20 protein-coding genes are annotated in these 21,426 nt (G+C 71.2%); 9 read left to right on the forward strand and 11 right to left on the reverse strand.

Annotated features, from left to right (window positions below; genetic code table 11):
• The first annotated feature begins 43 nt into the window (after positions 1–43).
• Positions 44–1,348, forward strand: a complete 1,305-nt coding sequence (locus ACZ5VD_RS23915; protein ID WP_468683216.1) for an MFS transporter — start codon at positions 44–46, stop codon at positions 1,346–1,348.
• 82 nt (positions 1,349–1,430) lie between these two features.
• Here the strand turns inward: ACZ5VD_RS23915 and ACZ5VD_RS23920 are convergent, their stop codons facing one another.
• The 7 genes from ACZ5VD_RS23920 to ACZ5VD_RS23950 form a co-directional block, all read right to left on the reverse strand.
• Positions 1,431–2,531, reverse strand: a complete 1,101-nt coding sequence (locus ACZ5VD_RS23920; protein WP_468683218.1) for a calcium:cation antiporter — start codon at positions 2,529–2,531, stop codon at positions 1,431–1,433.
• A 61-nt stretch (positions 2,532–2,592) separates the two neighbouring features.
• On the reverse strand, positions 2,593–2,895 hold the full coding sequence (locus ACZ5VD_RS23925; protein WP_468549563.1) for a DUF1330 domain-containing protein: 303 nt from the start codon (positions 2,893–2,895) through the stop codon (positions 2,593–2,595).
• A gap of 198 nt (positions 2,896–3,093) precedes the next feature.
• Entirely contained in the window at positions 3,094–4,095 is a 1,002-nt protein-coding gene (locus ACZ5VD_RS23930) for a TerC family protein (RefSeq protein ID WP_468683219.1), read from the reverse strand.
• 225 nt (positions 4,096–4,320) lie between these two features.
• Positions 4,321–6,552: a TerD family protein gene (locus ACZ5VD_RS23935; RefSeq protein WP_468683221.1), complete on the reverse strand. Its 2,232-nt coding sequence runs from the start codon at positions 6,550–6,552 to the stop codon at positions 4,321–4,323.
• A 48-nt stretch (positions 6,553–6,600) separates the two neighbouring features.
• On the reverse strand, positions 6,601–7,167 hold the full coding sequence (locus tag ACZ5VD_RS23940; protein ID WP_468549613.1) for a TerD family protein: 567 nt from the start codon (positions 7,165–7,167) through the stop codon (positions 6,601–6,603).
• A 194-nt stretch (positions 7,168–7,361) separates the two neighbouring features.
• The gene (uvrB, locus tag ACZ5VD_RS23945; RefSeq protein WP_468549560.1) at positions 7,362–9,491 is read right to left on the reverse strand and encodes an excinuclease ABC subunit UvrB; all 2,130 of its coding nucleotides are present in this window, start codon (positions 9,489–9,491) and stop codon (positions 7,362–7,364) included.
• A gap of 84 nt (positions 9,492–9,575) precedes the next feature.
• The gene (locus tag ACZ5VD_RS23950; RefSeq protein WP_468549559.1) at positions 9,576–10,445 is read right to left on the reverse strand and encodes an MHYT domain-containing protein; all 870 of its coding nucleotides are present in this window, start codon (positions 10,443–10,445) and stop codon (positions 9,576–9,578) included.
• Between the two features lie 280 nt (positions 10,446–10,725).
• Here ACZ5VD_RS23950 and ACZ5VD_RS23955 point away from each other — a divergent pair, with 280 nt between their 5' ends.
• From ACZ5VD_RS23955 to fdhA, 3 genes are all read left to right on the forward strand, one after another.
• Positions 10,726–11,601 carry a glycerophosphodiester phosphodiesterase gene (locus tag ACZ5VD_RS23955; protein ID WP_468549558.1) on the forward strand — a complete coding sequence of 292 codons (876 nt, stop codon included), beginning with the start codon at positions 10,726–10,728 and terminating at the stop codon, positions 11,599–11,601.
• An 80-nt stretch (positions 11,602–11,681) separates the two neighbouring features.
• On the forward strand, positions 11,682–12,248 hold the full coding sequence (locus ACZ5VD_RS23960; RefSeq protein WP_468549557.1) for a methylated-DNA--[protein]-cysteine S-methyltransferase: 567 nt from the start codon (positions 11,682–11,684) through the stop codon (positions 12,246–12,248).
• Positions 12,249–12,448: 200 nt separating this feature from the next.
• A complete protein-coding gene (gene fdhA / locus ACZ5VD_RS23965; protein WP_468549556.1) occupies positions 12,449–13,675 on the forward strand; it encodes a formaldehyde dehydrogenase, glutathione-independent in 1,227 nt (408 codons plus the stop codon).
• 49 nt (positions 13,676–13,724) lie between these two features.
• Here fdhA and ACZ5VD_RS23970 read toward each other — a convergent pair whose 3' ends face one another.
• Complete coding sequence (locus ACZ5VD_RS23970) at positions 13,725–14,153, reverse strand: VOC family protein (protein ID WP_468549555.1); 429 nt, start codon at positions 14,151–14,153, stop codon at positions 13,725–13,727.
• Between the two features lie 98 nt (positions 14,154–14,251).
• Between ACZ5VD_RS23970 and ACZ5VD_RS23975 the strand changes: the two genes are divergently transcribed.
• Together ACZ5VD_RS23975 and ACZ5VD_RS23980 are read left to right on the forward strand one after the other, a co-directional pair.
• Positions 14,252–15,160, forward strand: a complete 909-nt coding sequence (locus ACZ5VD_RS23975) for a pseudouridine-5'-phosphate glycosidase (protein ID WP_468549554.1) — start codon at positions 14,252–14,254, stop codon at positions 15,158–15,160.
• Between the two features lie 56 nt (positions 15,161–15,216).
• The gene (locus ACZ5VD_RS23980; RefSeq protein WP_468683354.1) at positions 15,217–16,170 is read left to right on the forward strand and encodes a carbohydrate kinase family protein; all 954 of its coding nucleotides are present in this window, start codon (positions 15,217–15,219) and stop codon (positions 16,168–16,170) included.
• 127 nt (positions 16,171–16,297) lie between these two features.
• Here the strand turns inward: ACZ5VD_RS23980 and ACZ5VD_RS23985 are convergent, their stop codons facing one another.
• Positions 16,298–17,092: a methyltransferase domain-containing protein gene (locus ACZ5VD_RS23985; protein WP_468683222.1), complete on the reverse strand. Its 795-nt coding sequence runs from the start codon at positions 17,090–17,092 to the stop codon at positions 16,298–16,300.
• 286 nt (positions 17,093–17,378) lie between these two features.
• Here ACZ5VD_RS23985 and ACZ5VD_RS23990 point away from each other — a divergent pair, with 286 nt between their 5' ends.
• Positions 17,379–18,506, forward strand: a complete 1,128-nt coding sequence (locus tag ACZ5VD_RS23990) for a magnesium and cobalt transport protein CorA (RefSeq protein WP_468683223.1) — start codon at positions 17,379–17,381, stop codon at positions 18,504–18,506.
• A gap of 124 nt (positions 18,507–18,630) precedes the next feature.
• Here the strand turns inward: ACZ5VD_RS23990 and ACZ5VD_RS23995 are convergent, their stop codons facing one another.
• The gene (locus tag ACZ5VD_RS23995; RefSeq protein ID WP_468683225.1) at positions 18,631–19,062 is read right to left on the reverse strand and encodes a CBS domain-containing protein; all 432 of its coding nucleotides are present in this window, start codon (positions 19,060–19,062) and stop codon (positions 18,631–18,633) included.
• Between the two features lie 135 nt (positions 19,063–19,197).
• Complete coding sequence (locus ACZ5VD_RS24000; protein WP_468549550.1) at positions 19,198–19,839, reverse strand: nucleoside/nucleotide kinase family protein; 642 nt, start codon at positions 19,837–19,839, stop codon at positions 19,198–19,200.
• Positions 19,840–19,969: 130 nt separating this feature from the next.
• Here ACZ5VD_RS24000 and ACZ5VD_RS24005 point away from each other — a divergent pair, with 130 nt between their 5' ends.
• Together ACZ5VD_RS24005 and ACZ5VD_RS24010 are read left to right on the forward strand one after the other, a co-directional pair.
• Complete coding sequence (locus ACZ5VD_RS24005) at positions 19,970–20,707, forward strand: DUF2293 domain-containing protein (protein ID WP_468549549.1); 738 nt, start codon at positions 19,970–19,972, stop codon at positions 20,705–20,707.
• Between the two features lie 146 nt (positions 20,708–20,853).
• Positions 20,854–21,333 (forward strand): anthrone oxygenase family protein, encoded by a 480-nt coding sequence (locus ACZ5VD_RS24010; RefSeq protein WP_468549548.1) that lies wholly within the window; start codon positions 20,854–20,856, stop codon positions 21,331–21,333.
• The last annotated feature ends 93 nt before the right edge of the window (positions 21,334–21,426 follow it).

The raw sequence follows: 21,426 nt of genomic DNA on the forward strand, positions 1-21,426 counted from the left end.
CGCGCCCCCGTAACCCGCGATCACCGTGGGTAGTTGACGCGGCATGCACGACGTACGCTCCGTAAGGGCACCCTCCATGCTGCGGCTCGCGGCGGCCTCGCTCGCCGGGACAGCCATCGAGTTCTACGACTTCTTCGTCTACGGGACCGCGGCGGCGCTGGTCCTGGGGCCCTTGTTCTTCCCGACGTTCTCACCACTGGCGGGGACGCTGGCGGCCTTCGGGACGTTCGGCGTGGGGTTCGTCGCGCGGCCGCTGGGGTCGGTGCTGTTCGGGCACATCGGGGACCGGCACGGACGCCGGCCGGTACTGGTCGCCTCGCTGCTGCTGACCGGTGCGTCCACGGTGGCGGTCGGCTGTGTGCCGACGTACGACTCCATCGGCGTCGCCGCCCCCGTACTGCTCCTGGTGCTGCGTTTTCTGCAGGGACTCGGGCTCGGCGGCGAGTGGGGCGGGGCCGTGCTGCTGACCGCGGAGCACGCGCCCGCCGAACGGCGTGGCCTGTGGTCCAGCTTCCCGCAGATGGGACCCGCGCTGGGCTTTCTGCTCGCCAACGGGGTGGTGCTCGCGCTGTCGGCGACGCTGACCGAGGCGCAGTTCGCGGCGTGGGGCTGGCGGGTGCCGTTCTGGGCGGCGGGGGTGCTGGCCGTGGTGGGCCTGTGGCTGCGCTCGTCGCTCGTCGAGAGCCCCGGCTTCCTCAGCATCGACGACCACGCGCGCGTGCCGATCGCCGAGGTGGCGCGCGACCACTGGCGGCTCGTCCTGCTGACCGCGGGGGCGCTCTCGATCGGCTACGCGATCTTCTACGCGGTGACGACGTGGTCCCTGGCCTACGCCACGGAGCGCCTCGGAGTGAGCCGTACCGTCATGCTGACCTGCGTCATGGCCGCCGTGCTGGTGAAGGGCTCGCTGACGCCGGTGGCGGCACTGCTCGGCGACCGTTACGGGCGGCGGCCGTTGTGCCTGGCCGGGTCCGCCGCGGCGGCCCTGTGGATGTTCCCGATGGTCGCGCTCCTCGCCACGGCGGAGCCGCTGCTGATGTTCGTGGGGTTCCTGGGGGCGATGCTCGCGTTCATCACCATGTTCGCCGTGATCGCCGCGTATCTGCCGGAGTTGTACGAGCCGCGGGTGCGCTGCACGGGCGCCGCGGTCGGCTACAACCTCGGCGGGGTCCTCGGGGGCGCGCTCACGCCCCTGGTGGCGACCGCGCTCGTCGAGCGGGGCGGCCGGGTGCCGTGGGGCGTGGGCGCGTATCTGACCGGGATCGCGCTGCTCAGCCTGGGCTGCTTCGCGCTGCTGCCCGAGACACGTCCGGTACGGGTGGTGACGGCGGAGCCGGTCATGGATTGACCGGTCGTGGATCGATCGCACGAGGAACGACTGGACGGGTATGGCCCGTACGAGGACGGATCCGTCATGGGGACGGAGTCCGTCATGGGTTGATCGCCAGCTCCAGATAGGCGGCCAGCAGCACCAGGTGCACGCCTCCCTGGAGCGGTGTGGCCCGTCCCGGCACCACCGTCAGGGAGCTCACCACGACGGTCAGCGCGAGCAGCACCATGTGGGTGGCGCCGAGGCCTAGGACGAGCGGGCCGGAGAGCCAGATCGAGGCAAGGGCGACCGCGGGGATGGTCAGGCCGATGCTGGCCATCGCGGAGCCGAGGGCGAGGTTGAGGCTGGTCTGCACCCGGTCGCGGCGGGCGGAGCGCAGCGCGGAGATGGTCTCGGGCAGCAGCACCAGCAGGGCGATGATCACACCGACGACGGCATGCGGCAGGTCGGCGGCCTCGACCCCGGACTCGATGGTCGGCGACACCCCCTTGGCCAGGCCGACCACTCCGATCAGGGCGGTGCCGAGCAGTCCGACGCTGATCAGGGCGGTACGGGCGGACGGCGCGTCGGCGTGGTCCTCCGCGGTGATCACATCGCCCTGGTGGGTGATCGGGAGGAAGTAGTCGCGGTGCCGTACGGTCTGGGTCGCCACGAACAGGCCGTAGAGGACCAGCGAGGAGAGCGCCGCGAAGGTCAGCTGGACGCCGGAGAACTCCGGACCCGGTTTGCTGGTCGTGAACGTCGGCAGCACCAGGCTGAGGGTGGCCAGCGTGGCGACGGTCGCGAGGGCCGCGCCGGTGCCCTCGGGGTTGAAGACCGCCGTGCCGTGGCGCAGGGAGGCGACCAGGAGGCTGATGCCGACGATGCCGTTGCAGGTGATCATCACGGCGGCGAACACGGTGTCCCTGGCCAGGGTCGAGCTCTTGTCGCCGCCGTCCGCCATCAGGGTGACGATCAGGGCGACCTCGATGACCGTGACGGCGACGGCCAGCACGAGGGAGCCGAAGGGTTCACCGACGCGGTGGGCGACCACCTCGGCGTGGTGCACGGCGGCCAGGACGGCTCCCGCGAGAACCGCCGTCACCAGCGCGACGACCACGCCAGGCAGGTCCCGGCCCCAGGTGAACACCAGCAGAACGAGCGCCAGCACCGGCACGGCGGACGTCCACCGGGTCGTGAGCGACGCGGCCCGAGCGATCATGGAGTGATCGTCGCAGAGGCGAACGGGCCCCGCACTGCGGAGCGGACGGGGCCCGGCGGCGTCACTTGAACTCGGTGGAGTCCAGTACGTCGCAGTCGATGAAGGACGGGGGGCTGGTGCACATCGCGGCCATTCTCTCGGCGAACCTGGTCGTCTCGGGGGCGTTGCTGTTGCGCATGGCCTCCTCGTAGGAGGGGAACTCCATGACCACGAGGTAGCGGCCCGGTGTGTTGCGGTCCCGCAGGACGAGGCGGTGCGTGGGGCCGTCATCGCGCCCGGCGAACTGCCGTTCGGCCTGCTGGACCATCTCCTGCATCTCGTCCATGCGGTCGGTCTCGAAGTCGATGATCTGTACGAACGTCATGGGTGCCTCCACCCGGACAAGGGGCGCCCCGGGGCGGGGACCGCTCTGTCCCAACGAAACACCGGAAGCGGTGGTCGGCAATTCGCCGAGCACCGCTTCCGGTGGTGGCCCCTGCGTCCGAGATCCACGTCCAGGATCCACGTCCGGGGCCTACAGGCAAGGCCCACGTGCAAGGTGCATGGTCCACGTGCGAGGCGGTCAGGCCTCGATGCTGTCCTTCGGAGCGTCTTCGCCGTCCGTCTTCGCCGCCTCGGCCGCCGCCTGCTTCTTGGACGCCCACAGGCTGGTGATCGTGGTGACGATCAGGACCGAGCAGATCACGCCGAGGGAGACCGGGATGCTGATCTCCGGGACGTGGACACCGGACTCGTGCAGCGCGTGCAGGACCAGCTTGACGCCGATGAAGCCCAGGATGATCGACAGGCCGTAGCTGAGGTGGACCAGCTTCCTGAGCAGTCCGCCGATCAGGAAGTACAGCTGCCGCAGGCCCATCAGCGCGAACGCGTTGGCCGTGAACACGATGTACGGGTCCTGGGTCAGACCGAAGATGGCCGGGATCGAGTCGAGCGCGAACAGGACGTCCGTCGTGCCGATCGCGAGCATCACGACCAGCATCGGGGTCATGACCCGCTTGCCGTTCTCCTGGATCCACAGCTTGGTGCCGTGGTACCGGTCGGCCACACCGAAGCGGCGCTCGGCGGCCTTGAGCAGCTTGTTCTCCTCGAACTCCTCGTCGTCCTGGTCGGCGCGGGCCTCCTGGATGAGCTTCCAGGCGGTCCAGATCAGGAAGGCGCCGAAGAGGTAGAAGACCCAGGCGAAGCTGGCGAGGATCGCCGCACCGGCGGCGATGAAGATCGCCCGCAGGACCAGGGCGATGAGAACACCGACGAGCAGTACCCGCTGCTGGTACTGCGAGGGCACCGCGAACTTCGCCATGATCAGGACGAAGACGAAGAGGTTGTCGACGCTGAGCGACTTCTCGGTGATGAAGCCCGCGAAGAACTCGCCGGACGGCTGGCCGCCGGCGAAGACGAGCAGGCCGAGTCCGAAGAGGCCGGCCAGGACGATCCAGATGATCGTCCAGATTCCGGCTTCCTTGACGGACACGTCGTGCGGCTTGCGGCCGATGAAGAAATCGACCGCGATGAGGGCGGCGAGGCCCACGATCGTCAGGACCCACAGGCCCACGGAAACATCCACTGTTCCTCCGGCAATACGTAACGGCAAATAACCAGCGTCGTCGCGCTGCCGGAGGTCTCTTCCACCCAAGGTGGGCCGACGCCCCGGGATCGAATCCGATCCGTATTGACGGGTACGCCGCATCGACAGGGAGTACTCCCCTCCGTGACTACGACGGTACCCCAATCACCAAGGAAAGGTAAAGCGATTGGCAAAAGAAAGGTCAAAATCGCTGGTCAGGGGTCTTTACGTGTGCTTGGTTCGAGCCGCTGCGAGCCGGGTCAGCACCTGGTGGAGCACCTCGCTGCCGTACGGCACGAGCGCGGGCTCGTACGTCCAGGCATGCCCGACCCACGGGTCGGCAATGTGATCGTCGGCCACCGGGGTGAGGCGCAGCAGCGACCGCCACAGGGGGTCGAGCAACGGGCCGTAGGCCGAGGCCTCCTCACGGTCCGCGACCATCATCAGGTGGACGCCCACGGCGGGTCCCTCGTCCGCGAGGTAGCGCAGTTGGGTCACGGCACGGTCGTCGAAACCGTGCGGGAAGTCGTTGACGATCAGTAGTTGCTCGGCGGTGTCCAGGTCGCGCGGGAGCGAGTCGGCCGCGCCCGCCCGCACCGCCATCTGCACCAGGTCGACGCGCTCGGTGAGCCGGCCCAGGACGTCCCTCACACCTGCCGCTCCGACGGCGGGCGGACCGGCGAGCACGCCCGTCCGCACCAGTGGGCCGAGCGCCTGCCCCGCCGCGCCGGCGGGGTCGATGACGTGCACGGTGAACTCGCCCGCCGGATACACGGCCAGCAGCCGGGCCGCGTGTGCCACCGCCGTCTCCATCGCGAGGCGCCGCAGGTCGTGGGAGTCGGTGTACGACCCGTCCGGGGATTCGGCGTCTCCGCTGTCGATCCACAGGCCGCGTTCCAGCGGCAGCCGGACCAGCATCGGGATGCGCAGTTCGGCGGCCTCGGGCAGGTGCAGATCGCCCAGGCGCACGGCCATGGGCACCTCCATCGGCACGCGATAGCCCTGCCACACGGGGTTGTCCCAGCGCGCGTACGCCGGCGGCAGCGCGGGCTCGACGACCTCGGCCTCGGCGCCGAGCTGGGCGAGGTCCCGGTCGAGGACCGCCCTGGCCTGGTCGACGAGCAGCGCGTGCTTGGCCTGGGCCGCCTCGCGGGCGGCGTCGCCCTGTCCGCCGAGGCGGCTGCGGGGGTCGGACAGGGCCTGGTCGAGTTCCTTCTCCATGCGCGAGTCGGCGAAGTCCACGGCACTGCGGTACGCGGCCGCGGTGCGCGCCAGGTCCTCGAACATGCCCCACACCTGGTTGTAGAGCCGCTCGTCCATGGACCACCCGGTGGCGTCCCCGGCGACCGGCCGCGCCGGCTGCCCGGGCCGGGCCGGGGGCGCGGTCGGCGGGGGCGTCGGCGGAGCGGCGCTCCGCCGGCGCGGGTGGCTGTAGTCGATCGGGCCACCGGGACCGGCCCCCTGCGGCTGGGCGGCGGGGTCCATGGACGCGGGCTCCTGGGGGTGCCCGGGCCGGGGACCGGCGGCTGCCGGGTTGGTCTGCGGATCGTAGGGAGAGGCCGGTTGCTGAGGTGTGCCGGCCGCCGGGGTGCCCTGCCCGCCGTACGGAGAGGCGGTGGGCCGCACCGGGTCGCCGGGGCCCTGCGGGCCGTACGGGGGCATGGAGGGCGCCGGGTCTTCGGGGCCCTGCGGGCTGTACGGAGACGCGGGGTGCGGCGGGACGCCGGAAGTCTGGTTGCCGTACGGGGACGTCGGTTGGGGCGGTACGGCCTCGGGGGCGCCCTCGGCGGCGGGGGCGCCCTCGGCGGCGGGGGCGCCCTGGTCGCCGCCGAGCGCCGGTGCGGCCGTCCGGCGGGAGCGGTCGGCGTCCGTCGGTCGTGGCGGTGCCGGGAGGGAACGGGCCAGGCCCTGGGCCACCGCCTCGGTGATGCCGGCCGCGAGTCGGCCCGCCTCGGGCAGGCCCTGGTCGGTGAGGAGTTCGGCGAGTCCGCCCGCGTAGCCCTGGCCGATGGCACGCACCTTCCAGGCGCCCTGGCGACGGTAGAGCTCCAGGGCGACGACGGCCGACTCGGCGTCCAGGCCGGTGATCGTGTAGGAGGCGACCTCGGTGCCGTCGAGGTCGGTGACCGCGACGAACGGGGCGGCGGCGGCGCCGAAGGACACCGGTCCGCTTCCGCCCGCCGCGGGCAGGGCGAGCAGCACACTGACACGGTGCACGGCCTCCGGCATCGCGCCGAGGTCCACCGCGAGGCGGTGGTCGGCGGCGGCCTGCCGGGACACTTCGAGACCCGGCAGGGTGGGCGTGCCGGGGTGGGCGACCCACTCGACGCCGGCCACCCTGCCGTGCTCGTCGCCGAGGGTGGCCCCCACCACGATCGGCGTGCCGGCCGCGACCCGGATCTCCAGACGGGCCTGGGAGAGCGGGTGGTTCTGTCCCCGCACCAGCTCGGCCGCCATCGCCCTCTCCCCCTGTGTCGTGGTCCGGTGTGCTGCCGCCGCGCCGCCCTACAGGTGCGGCAGGATCGCCGGCATCAGGTCCTGGAAGGTGCGGCCGTTGGTCGGAGTGCCGAGGGCCGTCATCGTCCAGCCGGGGCCCGTGCGGTGCACCTTGGCCATGATCTGGGCCGTGTACGCGCCGCCGCCCGCGAGCGTGTAGCGGGCGAGTTCCTGGCCGTTGGTCTCGTCGACCAGGCGGCAGAACGCGTTCTGCACCTCCTGGAAGGTCTGCCCCGTGAAGGAGTTCACGGTGAAGACGATCTGGTCGATGTGGACCGGCACCCGTGCCAGGTCGACGAGGATCGCCTCGTCGTCGCCGCCCTGCCCCACGCCGCCGACGAGGTTGTCGCCGGTGTGCCGCACCGAGCCGTCGTCGCTCACCAGGTGCCGGAAGAAGACGACGTCGACCGGCTGCTTGTCCGCGAACAGGACGGCCGAGGCATCGAGGTCGACCTCCCGGGTGCGCGAGCCGAACAGGCCGCGTCGGGGGGCCGACTGCCAGCCGAGACCCATGCGCACCGCCGTCAGACTGCCGCCGTCGCTCTTCTGCAGGCTGATGGCCTGACCCTTGGTCAGATTGACGCCGCCACCGGACGCGCCGCCCTTGGATACGTCCACCACGCGCTGGTCCCCTCTCGATGTTTCCCCTGTTGCCGCGGGATCCGCGGATGACCAGAACCCTACGCAGGAGCACTGACAGTGCCGTACCCGGCTCCGCATTTTGTGTCGGTCCTGCAACACAGCGTGTGTCCGCGAGGCCGGGGGGCCCGTCAGGCCATGCCCGCCTCCTTCATCTGGCGGAGTTCCTTCTTCATCTCGGAGACCTCGTCGCGCAGCCGGGCCGCGATCTCGAACTGGAGATCGGCGGCGGCTGCGCGCATGCGCTGCGTCATGTCCTCGATCTGCTCGGCGAGTTCGGCCGCGGGACGGTCGGTCGGCACGGTCTCCTTGGCCTTGCCCTTGCCGGTCTTGGCCGCCTTGCCGCCGAGGGCGGGCACGGGCGCCTTGGCTCCCTTGCCGTCCTGGGTGCGGCGGTAGCCGGAGCCGAGCAGCTGCTCGGTGTCGACGCCCTCGCGGGCGATCTGCGCGACGATGTCGTTGATCTTCTTGCGCAGCGGCTGGGGATCGATGCCGTTCGCCGTGTTGTAGGCGACCTGCTTCTCCCGGCGGCGGTTGGTCTCCTCGATGGCCTTCTCCATCGCCGGGGTGATCTTGTCGGCGTACATGTGGACCTGGCCGGAGACATTGCGGGCCGCGCGGCCGATGGTCTGGATGAGGGAGGTGCCCGAGCGCAGGAAGCCCTCCTTGTCGGCGTCGAGGATCGCCACGAGGGACACCTCGGGGAGGTCGAGGCCCTCGCGGAGGAGGTTGATGCCGACCAGCACGTCGAACTCGCCCGACCGCAGTTCGCGCAGCAGTTCGACGCGGCGCAGGGTGTCGACGTCGCTGTGCAGATAGCGCACCTGGATGCCGAGTTCCAGGAAGTACTCGGTGAGGTCTTCGGCCATCTTCTTGGTGAGGGTGGTGACCAGGACGCGTTCGTCCTTCTCGACGCGTTGCCGGATCTCGTGCACCAGGTCGTCGATCTGGCCCTCGGTGGGCTTGACGACGACCTCGGGGTCGATCAGGCCGGTGGGGCGGATGATCTGCTCGACGGCGCCGTCCCCGCGGGAGAGCTCGTACTTGCCCGGGGTCGCCGACAGGTAGACGGTCTGCCCGATGCGCTTCTGGAACTCCTCCCACTTCAGGGGGCGGTTGTCCAGGGCGGAGGGCAGCCGGAAGCCGTGGTCGACCAGGGTCCGCTTGCGGGAGGCGTCGCCCTCGTACATGGCGCCGATCTGCGGCACGGTGACGTGCGACTCGTCGATGACGAGCAGGAAGTCCTCGGGGAAGTAGTCGATCAGGGTGTGCGGCGCGGAGCCGGGCGAACGGCCGTCGAAGTGCATCGAGTAGTTCTCCACACCGGAGCACGAACCGATCTGGCGGAGCATTTCGAGGTCGTACGTCGTGCGCATGCGCAGCCGCTGGGCCTCCAGGAGCTTGCCCTGCTTCTCCAGCTCGGCCAGGCGCTCCCCCAGCTCCTTCTCGATGGCGTTGACGGCCCGCTCCATGCGCTCGGGGCCGGCGATGTAGTGGGAGGCCGGGAAGACGTACACCTGCTGGTCGTCGCTGATGATCTCGCCGGTGAGCGGGTGGAGGGTGGACAGGGCCTCGATCTCGTCGCCGAACATCTCGATGCGGACGGCGAGCTCCTCGTAGACCGGGAAGATCTCGATGGTGTCGCCGCGGACGCGGAAGGTGCCGCGGGTGAAGGCCAGGTCGTTGCGCGTGTACTGGATGTCCACGAAACGGCGCAGCAGCTGGTCCCGGTCGATCTCGTCGCCGACCTTGAGGGGGACCATGCGGTCCACGTACTCCTGCGGGGTGCCGAGGCCGTAGATGCAGGACACCGAGGCGACCACGATGACGTCACGACGGGTGAGCAGCGAGTTGGTCGCGGAGTGGCGCAGCCGCTCGACCTCCTCGTTGACCGAGGAGTCCTTCTCGATGTAGGTGTCCGACTGCGGGACGTAGGCCTCGGGCTGGTAGTAGTCGTAGTACGAGACGAAGTACTCGACGGCGTTGTTGGGCAGCAGTTCACGGAACTCGTTGGCCAGCTGCGCGGCCAGCGTCTTGTTGGGTGCCATCACGAGGGTGGGGCGCTGGAGCTTCTCGATCATCCACGCGGTGGTGGCGGACTTGCCGGTGCCGGTCGCGCCGAGCAGCACGACATCCTTCTCACCGGCCTCGATGCGCCGGGCGAGCTCGGCGATGGCCGCGGGCTGGTCGCCGTTGGGCTGGTACGGGCTGACGACCTCGAAGGGCGCCACCGTGCGTTCGATGTGGGAAACGGGCCGCATGGCATCAACCGTACGACCCCCCACTGACAACGCGGCCCGATCAGCGGTTTCCCTCCCGCGGGGCCGTCGCGGCAGCGGGCCGGGTCAGCGGTTCTGCGGGGTGCGGGAGTCCCGGTGGCCGACGCTTCGGCGGGACCGGAGGGAGGGGCGGCGGGCGGCTTGGTGGGGGACGAGCTCGCGCGCGGGAACACCTGGCTTGTTCTCGACGGGGGTCCACACGGGTTTGCCCATGACCATGAGCGGATCGAACATCACGACGACGCCCGCGAGGAGCAGGAAGGCCAGCGGGCCGATCATCATGGGGGCCAGCAGCGAGGTGGCGGAGTCACCCGTGACGGGGGCCGCGGTGTCGTGCAGATGGACCCTGAGGGCGGCCATGCCCGTGTAGTGCATGCCGGTCACGGCGAGCCCCATGACGAGGCTCGCGCCCACGCTCCACAGGAAGCCCCGCACCTGTCCGGCGGCCCACAGGGCTGCGGTGGCGGCGGCGACGGCTATGACCACGGAGGCGGCCACGGTGAGGGTGTCGTACTCAAGTTTGCCGTTGAAGCGCATGCCGGCCATGCCCAGGTAGTGCATCGAGGCGATACCGAGGCCGGTGACGGCCCCGCCGGTCATCAGCGCGGTGCCGGCCGCTCCCCTGTAGCCGACGATGAAGATCCCGATGCCCACCATGACGATGGCCACGCCCAGGCTCGCGAACGTCGTCAGCCTGTCGTAGTGGATCGGCGCCTGCTGGACCTTGAAGCCCATCATCGCGACGAAGTGCATGGTCCATATGCCGGAGCCGATCGCGGCCGAACCCAGGGCCAGCCAGCCGGGGCGCCAGGAGTTGCCGACCAGCATGGATCTGGTGGTGCAGCGCAGGCCCAGGGCGCCGCCCAGACAAGCCATGAAGTAAGCCACCAGCGGTGTGACGAGTCCGTAACTGAATCCGTCGACCGTGCCTTGCATGCGCGGCTACCCTTCCGCCTTCGTGCATCCCGGAGATCCCTGATGTTCGCCCCTTCCCAGGACCGCCCGAGCGGTCAGGGTTGACGCAGAGAGTATGACTCCCACCGGAATGGTCGAACGATTTTCCGGCAAAGAAACACGTCCTTGCCCCAGTTGTGCGGCACCGGTGAGCGGGCTCGGGGCGACTCCGTTCAACTTGTGGCCATTGTGTACCCACCTTCTGTTGACCCTCTGCTGTCAGAGTTGTGCTGTACGTGTTCGTTCGACGCGAGGAGTACGCATGCACGCGCGCGCAGTTGCCGCCACGACCACCGCGCTCCTGGGAACCGCCGCCTACCTGCTCCCCACCTCCGACGTCCGGGCCGGCGAAGCCGCGGCACGGCCTGCGGTCATCGCCCACCGGGGCGCCTCCGCCTACGCCCCCGAGAACACCCTGGCCGCCGTCGACAAGGCGGCCCGGCTGGGCATCGACTGGGTCGAGAACGACGTGCAGCGCACCAAGGACGGCGAACTGGTCGTCCTTCACGACGACAATCTGCGGCGCACCACCGACGCCGAGGAGGTCTTCCCCGACCGGGCACCCTGGAAGGTGAGGGACTTCACGGCCGCCGAGATCGGGCGTCTCGACGCGGGCAGCTGGTTCGGTTCCGCGTTCATCGGCACGCGGGTACCCACACTGGAGCGGTATGTGCGCCGCGTCGGGGTCCACCATCAGAAGCTGCTGCTGGAGATCAAGAACCCGGAGCTGTACCCGGGCATCGAGGGCCAGACCCTCAAGGTGCTCGGCAACGAGGGCTGGCTCGACCGGAAGCACCTCAGGAACCGGCTGATCGTGCAGAGCTTCAGCGCGGCCTCCGTGCGGGCGGTCCACCAGCTGAAGCCCGGCGTCAAGACCGGGCTCCTCGGCACGCCGTCCGTGGCGGACCTGCCCGCGTACGCGTCCTTCGTCGACCAGATCAACCCGTCGTACGGCACGGCCTCCCGGGGGTATGTCGCCGCCGTGCACGCCTTCACCGGTCCGCACGGCAGGCCGCTGGAGGTCTTCACCTGGACCGTGGACACCGCGGCCACGGCGCGTCAGGTCGCCGGACACGGTGTCGACGGTGTCATCACCAACAAACCGGACGTGGTGCGCGCCGCCCTGCACGACTCCTGACGCCATCCCACCCGCCGGCGGCCTCGGCCCTGCGGGCAGTTCACCGGGTGTTGTCAGTGGCGGGTCGTACGGTGGTCCGCATGAACAGCGATGGGCAGGGCGACGGGCACGACGAGCAGCAGGTCGTGTGGGCCGTCGTCGCCACCGGCATCGGTCCGCTGCTGCTGGCAGCGACCCGCGAGGGCCTGGTCAACGTGGTGTTCCACGCCACGGACACGGTCCGCGACAAGGCGCTGGACCGGCTCGCCTCCCGACTGGGCGGGGAGCCGGTCGAGGCGCCCGGCTCCCCGCTGCTGACCGAGGCGATACGTCAGGTGGAGGCGTACTTCGCCGGCGAGCGGCACGATTTCGAACTGCCGTTGGACTGGTCGCTGATCTCGGGCTTCAACCGGCAGGTGCTGCGCGAACTGGCGTCGGGTGTCCCGTTCGGCTCGGTCGTCGGGTACGGCGATCTGGCGGGTCGGGTAGGGCAGCCGGGCGCGGCTCAGGCGGTGGGCGTGGCGATGGGTTCCAATCCGCTGCCGGTCGTCGTGCCCTGCCACCGGGTCGTGGAGCGCGACGGCGGCATCGGCGGGTTCGGGGGCGGCGTGGAGACCAAGCGGAAGCTGCTGGCCCTGGAGGGTGTACTGCCCGAGCCGTTGTTCTGAGCCGTCGTCCTGAACCGTTGTCCTGAGCCGTTGTCCTGCCGTCGGGGTGTTCCGGGCGGGCGGTCGGCACAAGCGGGCGCGATCCGTGCGCGCGACGGCTGGCCGGAACGCCGAGGCGGTAGCAGACTCCGCCGTGCGCACAGCCGCTGGCATTCCGACTGGCATCCGCAAGACGCGGGCCGAAGGGACGGCGATCACGCATGAGCGGGAACAGGGCAGTCGCATATCTCAAGCCGGGCGCGGTGGAGGTCAGGACCATCGACCGACCGACGCTCGAACTCCAGGACGGGCCGGGGGTGGCTCCGGACAACGTCGGCAGGAAGTGCCGGCACGGAGTGATCCTCAAGGTGCTCGCCAGCAACATCTGCGGCAGCGACCAGCACATGGTGCGCGGGCGGACGACCGCGCCCGAAGGGCTGGTCCTCGGACACGAGATCACCGGAGAGGTCGTCGAACGGGGCCCGGACGTCGAGTTCATCGGCGTCGGCGACATCGTCTCCGTACCGTTCAACATCGCCTGCGGGCGGTGTCGCAACTGCAAGGAGGGCAAGACCGGCATCTGTCTGAACGTCAACCCCGCGCGTCCGGGGGCGGCCTACGGCTATGTCGACATGGGCGGCTGGGTCGGCGGCCAGGCCGAGTACGCGCTGATCCCCTACGCGGACTTCAACCTGCTGAGGTTCCCGGACCGGGACGAGGCCCGCGAGAAGCTGCTCGACCTGACCATGCTGTCGGACATCTTCCCGACCGGCTTCCACGGCGCGGTCACCGCCGGCGCGGGCGTCGGCTCGACGGTGTACGTCGCCGGAGCCGGTCCGGTCGGCCTCGCCGCGGCCGCCTCGGCACAACTCCTGGGCGCCGCCGTGGTCATCGTCGGGGATCTCAACGCCGAGCGCCTCGCCCAGGCGCGGAGCTTCGGCTGCGAGACGGTCGACGTGTCGCGGGGCAGTGTGGAGGAGCAGATCGCGCAGATCCTCGGGGAGCCCGAGGTGGACGTCGCGGTCGACGCGGTCGGCTTCGAGGCCCGCGCCCACGGGCAGGACGCCCCCGAGGCTCCGGCGACCGTCCTCAACTCGCTGATGGGGATCACGCGCGCGGGCGGTGCCCTGGGCATTCCCGGGCTCTATGTCACGGACGACCCCGGTGGGATCGACGCGGACGCGAAGAGCGGGACGTTGAAGGTCCGGCTCGGGCTCGGCTGGGCCAAGAGCCACCGCTTCACCACCGGACAGTGCCCGGTGATGAAGTACAACCGCAGCCTGATGATGGCGATCCTGCACGGGCGCGTACACATCGCCAAGGCGGTCAACGCGACCGTCATCGGGCTGGACGACGCCCCGCGCGGCTACGCCGAGTTCGACCAGGGCGCGAGCCGCAAGTACGTGCTGGATCCGCACGGCGCGCTGGAGGGTGTGCGGCCGGTCTGACAACGCCGGGGGTGGCTCCACTCGCGCGTGGAGCCACCCCCCTCGCGCGCTAGTCGTAGTGCCGCGCCTCGAAGACGTTCCCGTCCGGATCGCGGAAGTAGAAGCTGCGCCGGGCCGGTCCGCGGGCGCCGAACGAGTCGTACGAAAGGTCGGAGACGGGGACCGACCGCTCCTCCAGGCGGGCACGTAGTGCCGCGAAGTCGTCGGCGGGCAGCGCCAGGCAGACGTGGTTGACGGGGTGACCCGCGCTGTCGGCGGCGCCGGGGAGCATCTTCATGCGCTCCGCCATGGTGAGCGGCATGAGGTCGAGGATGGTCTCGTCGTTGAGCCGTACGGAGGGGAAGGGCACCGTCCCCGCGGCGTAGTCGGTGAGTCTGATCGGTTCCATGCCGACCGCCTTCTCGTAGAAGTCGGCCGCGGCCACCGGGTCGTCCACCCAGAGGACCACATGGTCGAGACGTGTCGTGTTGTCCGTCATGCCCCCAGGCTGGTGTCGTCCCCCACAGGCCGCAAGTGTTTGACCGGACGCGCGGCCCGCCAGAGATGAGGGAAGACCGACCGACAGGAGGCAGGCACGTGGTGCTGGTGGTGTCCGAGGAAGTGCGCGACGCGATCGACGCGCGTCGACCCGTGGTGGCCCTTGAGTCCACGATCATCGCGCACGGGCTGCCGCGCCCGCGCAATCTGCAGGTTGCGCTGGAGTTGGAGGACGTCGTACGGCAGGAGGGTGCCGTGCCCGCGACGATCGCCGTGCTGGACGGACGGCCCCATGTCGGCCTGGACAAGGAACAGTTGGAGCGGGTCGCCAACGAGGACGGGATCCGCAAGCTGGGCCATCGTGACCTGCCGCTCGCGGTGGCCGGCGGGGTGAGCGGGGCGACCACGGTGTCGGCGACCGCGCTGCTGGCGGCCCTGGCGGGCGTACGGGTGTTCGCCACGGGTGGGCTCGGCGGGGTGCACCGGGAGTGGACGGTGACGCAGGACGAGTCGGCCGATCTCGGTCTGCTGGCCCGGACCCGGATCACCGTGGTGTGCGCGGGGGTGAAGTCGATCCTGGACGTGCCGGCGACTCTGCAGCGGCTGGAGACGCTGGGCGTGGCGGTGGCCGGGTACGGCACGGACCGGTTCCCCGGCTTCTATCTCTCCGACTCGGGGCACCCCGTGGAGTGGACGCTGGACAGCCCGGGGCGGGTGGCCGACGTCATGCGGGCGCAGGACGCGGTCGGCGGGCCGGAGTCCGCGCTGATCGTGGCCAACCCGGTGCCCGAGGAGGAGCAGTTGGATCCCGGCCTGCACGCGCGCGTGCTCGCCGACGCGCTGCACGCGTGCGAGGAGGCGGGGGTGACGGGACAGGGCGTCACCCCGTTCCTGTTGAAGTACCTGGTGGAGCACACCGACGGTGCCTCGCTGACCGCCAATCTCGCGGCGGTGCGCGGCAACGTACGGCTGGCGGCACGGATCGCGGCGGCCTGGGCCGGGGCGTGACGGCGGGGACGCCCCGGCGCGAGGGGGCCACCGCGACCGGTGACCGGCGGAGCGGGGTGCGCCCGGACGGCGCGCTGCTGGTCGTCGGGGACGTCATCACGGACGTCGTGGCACGGCACCGGGGGCCGCTCGCGGCGGGCACGGACACGGCCGCGACGATCCGGACGGTGCCGGGTGGCGCGGGCGCCAACGTGGCCTGCTGGGCCGCTCACCACGGCGGTGTCGAGGCAGACGGGCCGGCGGCCGGCCGGGGCGGGGCGGCCGGTGTGGAGGTGCGGCTGCTCGGGCGGGTGGGCGCGGACTCGGCCGCCTGGCACGAGCGGGAGCTGCTCCAGTACGGCGTACGGCCCCGGCTGGTCGTCGACCCCGACGCACCGACCGGGACGGTGATCTGCCTCGTCGACACGGGTGCCGCTGCCGAGCGGACGTTCCTCACCGACAGCGGGGCCGCGCTGCGGCTCTCGCCCGAGGACTGGTCGGACACCCTGCTCGACGGCGTGGCGCGGCTGCATCTCTCGGGCTACCTGCTGTTCTCCGAGCCGGGCCGTGCCCTGGTGGCCGTCGCGCTGGAGGCGGCACGCGCGCGCGGGGTGCCGGTGAGCATGGATCCGGCGTCGGCCGGGTTCCTCGCGGAGTTGGGGATCGACCGTTTCCTGAGGCTCGTCGAGGGCGTGGACGTGCTGCTGCCCAGCCGGGACGAGGCGTGTCTGCTCACGGGCCTGCCCGACGCGGCGGACGCGGCGGCCAAGTTGAGCCGCCAAGTGCCGCTGGTGGTCGCCAAGCAGGGGGCGGAGGGTGCGCTGGTGGCCCGCTCCGGCACCGTGGTCGCCCATGTCCCCGCGGTGCCGGCGACACCCCTGGACACCACCGGCGCCGGCGACGCCTTCACCGGCGCCTTCCTCGCCGCCCTCCTGACCGGCGCCGGGCCCGAGACCGCGGCGGCGGAGGGGTGCCGGGCGGGAGCGGTGGCGGTGGAGCGGGTGGGTGGGCGACCGCCGGTGGGTGGTTGACGGGGACGCGGTGGAGCCGGCGCCGGAGGTGGATCGCCGGGGGAGGCGGGACGAGGCTCCCCGTGCTCCCAGTGCTGCCGGTGTCCCCACTCTCCCGGCACTCCCGGCGCCAACTCCCGCTCTCCTCCTACGCCTTGCGCCCCCATGCCGAGATCATCGGTGCCGTGGCGAGGTCCATGCTGCCGGCGGCGACGTTCGCGAGGTGGTGGTCGATGTCCTGGTCGGTGGCGAGACCCGCGGTGACAAGCTGGTCGCGGATCTGGCGGACGGTGGCGGACTCCAGGGCGGCGCAGGCGGGCGAGGTGAGCGGGAAGTACGCGTCGGCCTCCACCCGGCGCAGCCCTGCCTCACGGAGCAGCCGTGGGAGCTTGCGGCCGTAGGAGAGGTCGGCGCCGCGATCGGCGAGCAGGTGGCGGAAGCCCTGGCGCAGCCGGTTCGCCAGCTGCTGTTCGGGGCCGTGCTCGTCGGGGCAGAGCAACGGCTGCAGGGCGGGGTCGGCGTCCTCGACGAGGATCCGTCCGCCGGGCCGCAGGGCCTTGACCATCGACTGCAACGCCTTCTCACGGTCGGGCACATGGACGAGGACGAGCCGGGCGTGGACCAGGTCGAACCCCTCCCCCGGCGGGTCCTGCGCGGCAACGTCGTGGACGCGTACCTCGACCGGCGGGCGGGCGGCCGCGGTGAGGCGCGTGGTGTCGATGTCGGTCGCGACGACCCGTCCGGTCGGGCCGACCTTCTTCGCCAGCCAGGAGACCACTGAGGTGCCGCCGGCGCCGACCTCCCAGCAACGCCAGCCCGGTCCGATGCCGAACGCTTCGAGGTGCCGGAAGGTCGTGGGGTCGAAGAGGGTGGCGAAGGCGTCGAAACGCTCCGCCGCCTCGGTCTGCCGGTTGTCGAGGAGATACCCGTCGGTTCGCGTCATGCCGCGATCATCCCAGTTGTACGGCTTGTCGGGGGTGGTCGACGCGGCGCCCCCGGCGAGATGCCGGGCACTCCGCCGGGCGACCCCTCCGACCCGTGACCGCCATCAAGCTCACGCCCACGCTCGCGACCGTGACCGCGATCAAGACCGAAGCGTTGTCCACAGTCGGGAACAAAGCGGAATCTCCTGTTCCCACAGGCTTACCCGGCCCACACGGAGAGCTGGCAAACTGGCTTGCCAGGGCGTGGAAACGCGTCACGGGGGAGATCCACGCAAGGAGATGCGGATGTCCATGGCAGGGAATCTGCGGAAGGTCACGAGCCTCGGCAGGGTCGGCGGTCTCCGCAAGGTGGCGCGGCTGGCACGGCGGCGTCCGCGCGTCGACCTGAGCCATCCGGCCCGGTCCCCACTGGGCTCCTCGGTCGTGAACTGCGTGACGTACCGGGACGGCGTCCGGACACCGGCCGGCGTCGATCTGGTCGACGCCGTGGAGCGGGTGCGCAAGAACCGGGACGGCTTCGTCTGGCTGGGTCTGCACGAGCCGACGGACCAGGAGTTCGCAGGGATCGCGGAGCTCTTCGACCTGCATCCGCTGGCGGTCGAGGACGCGGTCGAGGCGCATCAGCGTCCGAAACTGGAGCGCTACGGCGAGACACTGTTCGCGGTGTTCAAGACGGTCTGCTACGTCGAGCACGAGGAGCTGACCGCGACCAGCGAGGTGGTCAACACCGGCGAGATCATGGTGTTCGTCGGCCCCGACTTCGTCATCACGGTCCGACATGGCCGGCACGGCTCGCTGGGTCCGCTGCGCGAGGAGCTGGAGTGCGACCCCCAACAGCTCGCCAAGGGACCGGCCGCGGTGCTGCACGCGCTCGCGGACCATGTGGTCGACGACTATCTGAACGTCACCGACGCCGTGCAGTCGGACATCGACCTGGTCGAGATGGCCGTCTTCGCGGAGAACGGCGCGCGGGTCGACGCGGGTCGCATCTACCAGCTCAAGCGGGAGCTCCTGGAGCTGAAGCGGGCCGTGGTTCCGCTCGGCCGGCCGCTGGAGGAGCTTGCCGTCCGGCCGATCCGCGTGGTCGATCCGGAGATACAGGCCTACTTCCGTGACGTCGCCGACCATCTGCTGCGGGCCAAGGAGCAGATCGCCGCGTTCGACGAACTGCTCAACTCCATTCTGCAGGCCCATCTCGCGCAGGTGACGGTCGCGCAGAACGAGGACATGCGGAAGATCACGGCGTGGGCCGCGATCGTCGCCGTGCCGACGATGGTCTGCGGGGTGTACGGCATGAACTTCGACCACATGCCGGAGCTGCACTGGCGGTACGGCTACGGCATGGTGATCGGCGTGATATCCGTCGCGTGTCTGACGCTGTACCGCGGCTTCCGGCGCAACGGCTGGCTCTGACGACGAGGGCCGGCCCGGACGGCGGCGGCCGGCCCGGGGACCGAGCCCGAGCCCGCTCCCTGACGACAGGGGCTGCCGTCCGGCGGCCGGGGCCTGTCCGGGACCGCCGTCCGGGACCGCGGGTTCAGCCGCCGCCGGGGGTCCTGGCGTAGACGCTCTCGGCCCAGGTCGCGATCTGGTCGTCCGTCAGGTGCTGGGCCAGGTCGGCCTCGCTGATCATGCCGACCAGGCGCTTGTCCTCGATGACGGGGAGCCGGCGGATCTGGTGCTCCTGCATCTCGTGGAGCACCTCGCTGACATCGGCGTTCGCGTCGATCCAGCGAGGGGTGCCGTGGGCCATCTCACCGGCGGTGACCTTGGCCGGGTCGTGGCCCATGGCCACACAGCCGACGACGATGTCGCGGTCGGTGAGGATGCCGCAGAGCCGCTCGTTCCGGTCGCTGATGGGCAGGGCCCCGACGTTCAGGTCGCGCATCAGTTGGGCGGCCCGGTCCAGGGTCTCGTGGGCGGGGATCCACTGGGCACCACGGTGCATGATGTCTCCGGCGGTGGTCATGAAGTACCTCCCGGTGCCGGGCGGCCGGCGCGGTGCGAGGAGGCACCGCAAGTCCCGGCGCCCTACATTCTCGCCGTGCGGCCGGGCACCCGCACCCCGGACGCACGCACTCCGGGGTCCGGGGCCCGGCGCGGATCAGCCGCTCCACGCCGGGTGCCGGGGGTCGTCGGCGCGTACCAGGACGTCGGCCGTGCCGGCCGGGTCGGTCTCGTCCTCGTAGCGCTCGAAGGCGGGGAGGGTCCAGTGCTCGGCCTCGGGGGTGCGACGGCGCAGGGCGCCGGGCGAGAGGAGGACATGGACGCTGAGGTCGAAGGGGAACCAGTGGCGCAGCAGGAGGGGGCCGTGCAGCAACAGGATTCCTCCGGGCGGGAGTCGGACGTAGGGGCTGCGGGTGGCTCGGTCGGTGGCGGGGTCCCACAGGTCGGGCAGGACCCGGCCGTCTCCGCCGGGTTCGAGGGGCCCGAAGACCTCACGCCAGAGGGAACGGGTGTCGAACCAGCCGTCGTAGTAGGAGTCGACGTCCTGGTGGCCGTACTCCAGGCGGAGTGAGGCGGGGCGCAGGAAGCCCTGGGTGCCGACGACCAGTGAGGGTCGACCGCGCAGGCGCAGGGCTTCGCAGACGCGGTCGGCGAGGTCGCCGGGGCGGGCGGCCGGGGCGCCGTCGAAGGCGATGCGCGGCCAGGGACCGCCGTCGGCCGGCTTCAGGTCGAGCAGTCGTTCGGCCAGGAGGTCGCCGAGCCGGTCCCAGGTGATCGCTTCGAGTCGCACACGGCCCATGATGCGCCAGGCCCGGATCGGGAGGTGTTCCGTCGGGGAGGGATACCGGGAGACCGAGCGACAGGGAGATGAGGGAGGCGGGTGCGTGGAGGGCGTAGTTCCGCACGCTGTGGCCGGGCATGAACACCGTATGGCACCTCTGGCAACTCCCCCGTCGCGGAACGGGCTTCTCGTCGTCCAGCCGCTGCGCAGACGGCACTGCGCGGAGTGCGGTGGCGGGCCGCTGTCGCTGCTCGTGCTGGAGGACGGGGCGCCGCGGTGTCTCGACTGCGGGGATCTCGGGCACCTGGTGTTCCTGCCGCGCGGCGACACGGCGCTGACGCGCAGGTCGCGGGAGGAGAGCGGGCTGTCGGCGGTGGTCATCCGGTTCAACCGGCGCCAGGGCCGTTACGAGCGGCAGGGGGTCCTCGTCGAGGAGGCGGGGCTCGCCCGGGCCGAGGTGCGGTGTCTCGCGGACGCGGAGGCACGACGGCGGCGCCGGGTGCGGGACGCCGCGCGGCGGGCGGCTCAGGACCTGCGGTTCGCCGACGCCTTCGCGGCGGAGGTGGGGCGGCTCTTCCCGGGGTGTCCGCGGGACCGGGCGCTGGCGATCGCCGAGCACGCCTCCGTGCGGGGCAGCGGACGGGTGGGGCGGAGTGCGGCGGGGCGGGCGCTGTCCGAGGGCGCGGTGATCTCGGCGGTCGTGGCGTCCGTGCGGCACGTGGACACGCCGTACGACCAGTTGCTGATGAGTGGGGTGGCGCGGCACGAGGCGCGACGGCGGATCACCCCGAGGGTGGCGGCGGTGCTGCGGGGGTGGCGGGCGGAGGGGGTGGCCGGTGCGGAGGCCCCCGGGGTGGTGGCGGGTAGGGAGGCGGAGGCCGGCTGAGGGCAGGGACGGGGTGCGGGCCGTTGTGGACGCTCGCGTATGTCCCCGCGCGGTTCGTGCATGGCAGGCGGGTGCGGGCGGGGATTGACTGGTGGTGACGGATGGTGCCGGGCGGGGCTCGGGCGGATGTGGGAGGCGGGGTCGGAATGATCGAGGGACCGTATTTCGTACTGGTCGTGCTGGGTGTGCTGGGGACCGGGCTGGTGGCCGGGGTTTTCTGCGGGTTCTCGACGTTCGTGATGCGAGGGCTCGCCGCGCTGCCGCCCGCGCAGGGGGTCGCCGCGATGAACGCGATCAACGTGAACGCGCTGCGGCCGCCGTTCATGCTCGTGTTCGCCGGGACGGCGGTGCTGACCTCGGTGCTCGCGGTGGTGACGTTCGTGCTGTGGCCGGACGAGGGGACGGTGGAGTTGCTGGTGGGCAGCGCGCTGTACCTGTTCGGGGTGTTCGGGCTGACCATGGTGGCGAACGTGCCGCGCAACGACACGCTGGGCAGGCTGGAGCCGGGCACCCAGGAGGCGGCGGCGTACTGGCCGACGTACGTCCGCGAATGGACGCTGTGGAACCACGTCCGCACCGTCGCCTCGGCCGCCGCGGCGCTGGCGTACGTCCTGGCCCTGACCTGACGGCGGGCACCGTACCGGCCTGCGGGGAGGCGCTGCCCGACGCTGCCCGACGCTGCCCGGCGCTCTGCGCGAGTGACCGGCGGGACGTATCGT

Source organism: Streptomyces sp. NPDC032822 (genome assembly GCF_055578825.1).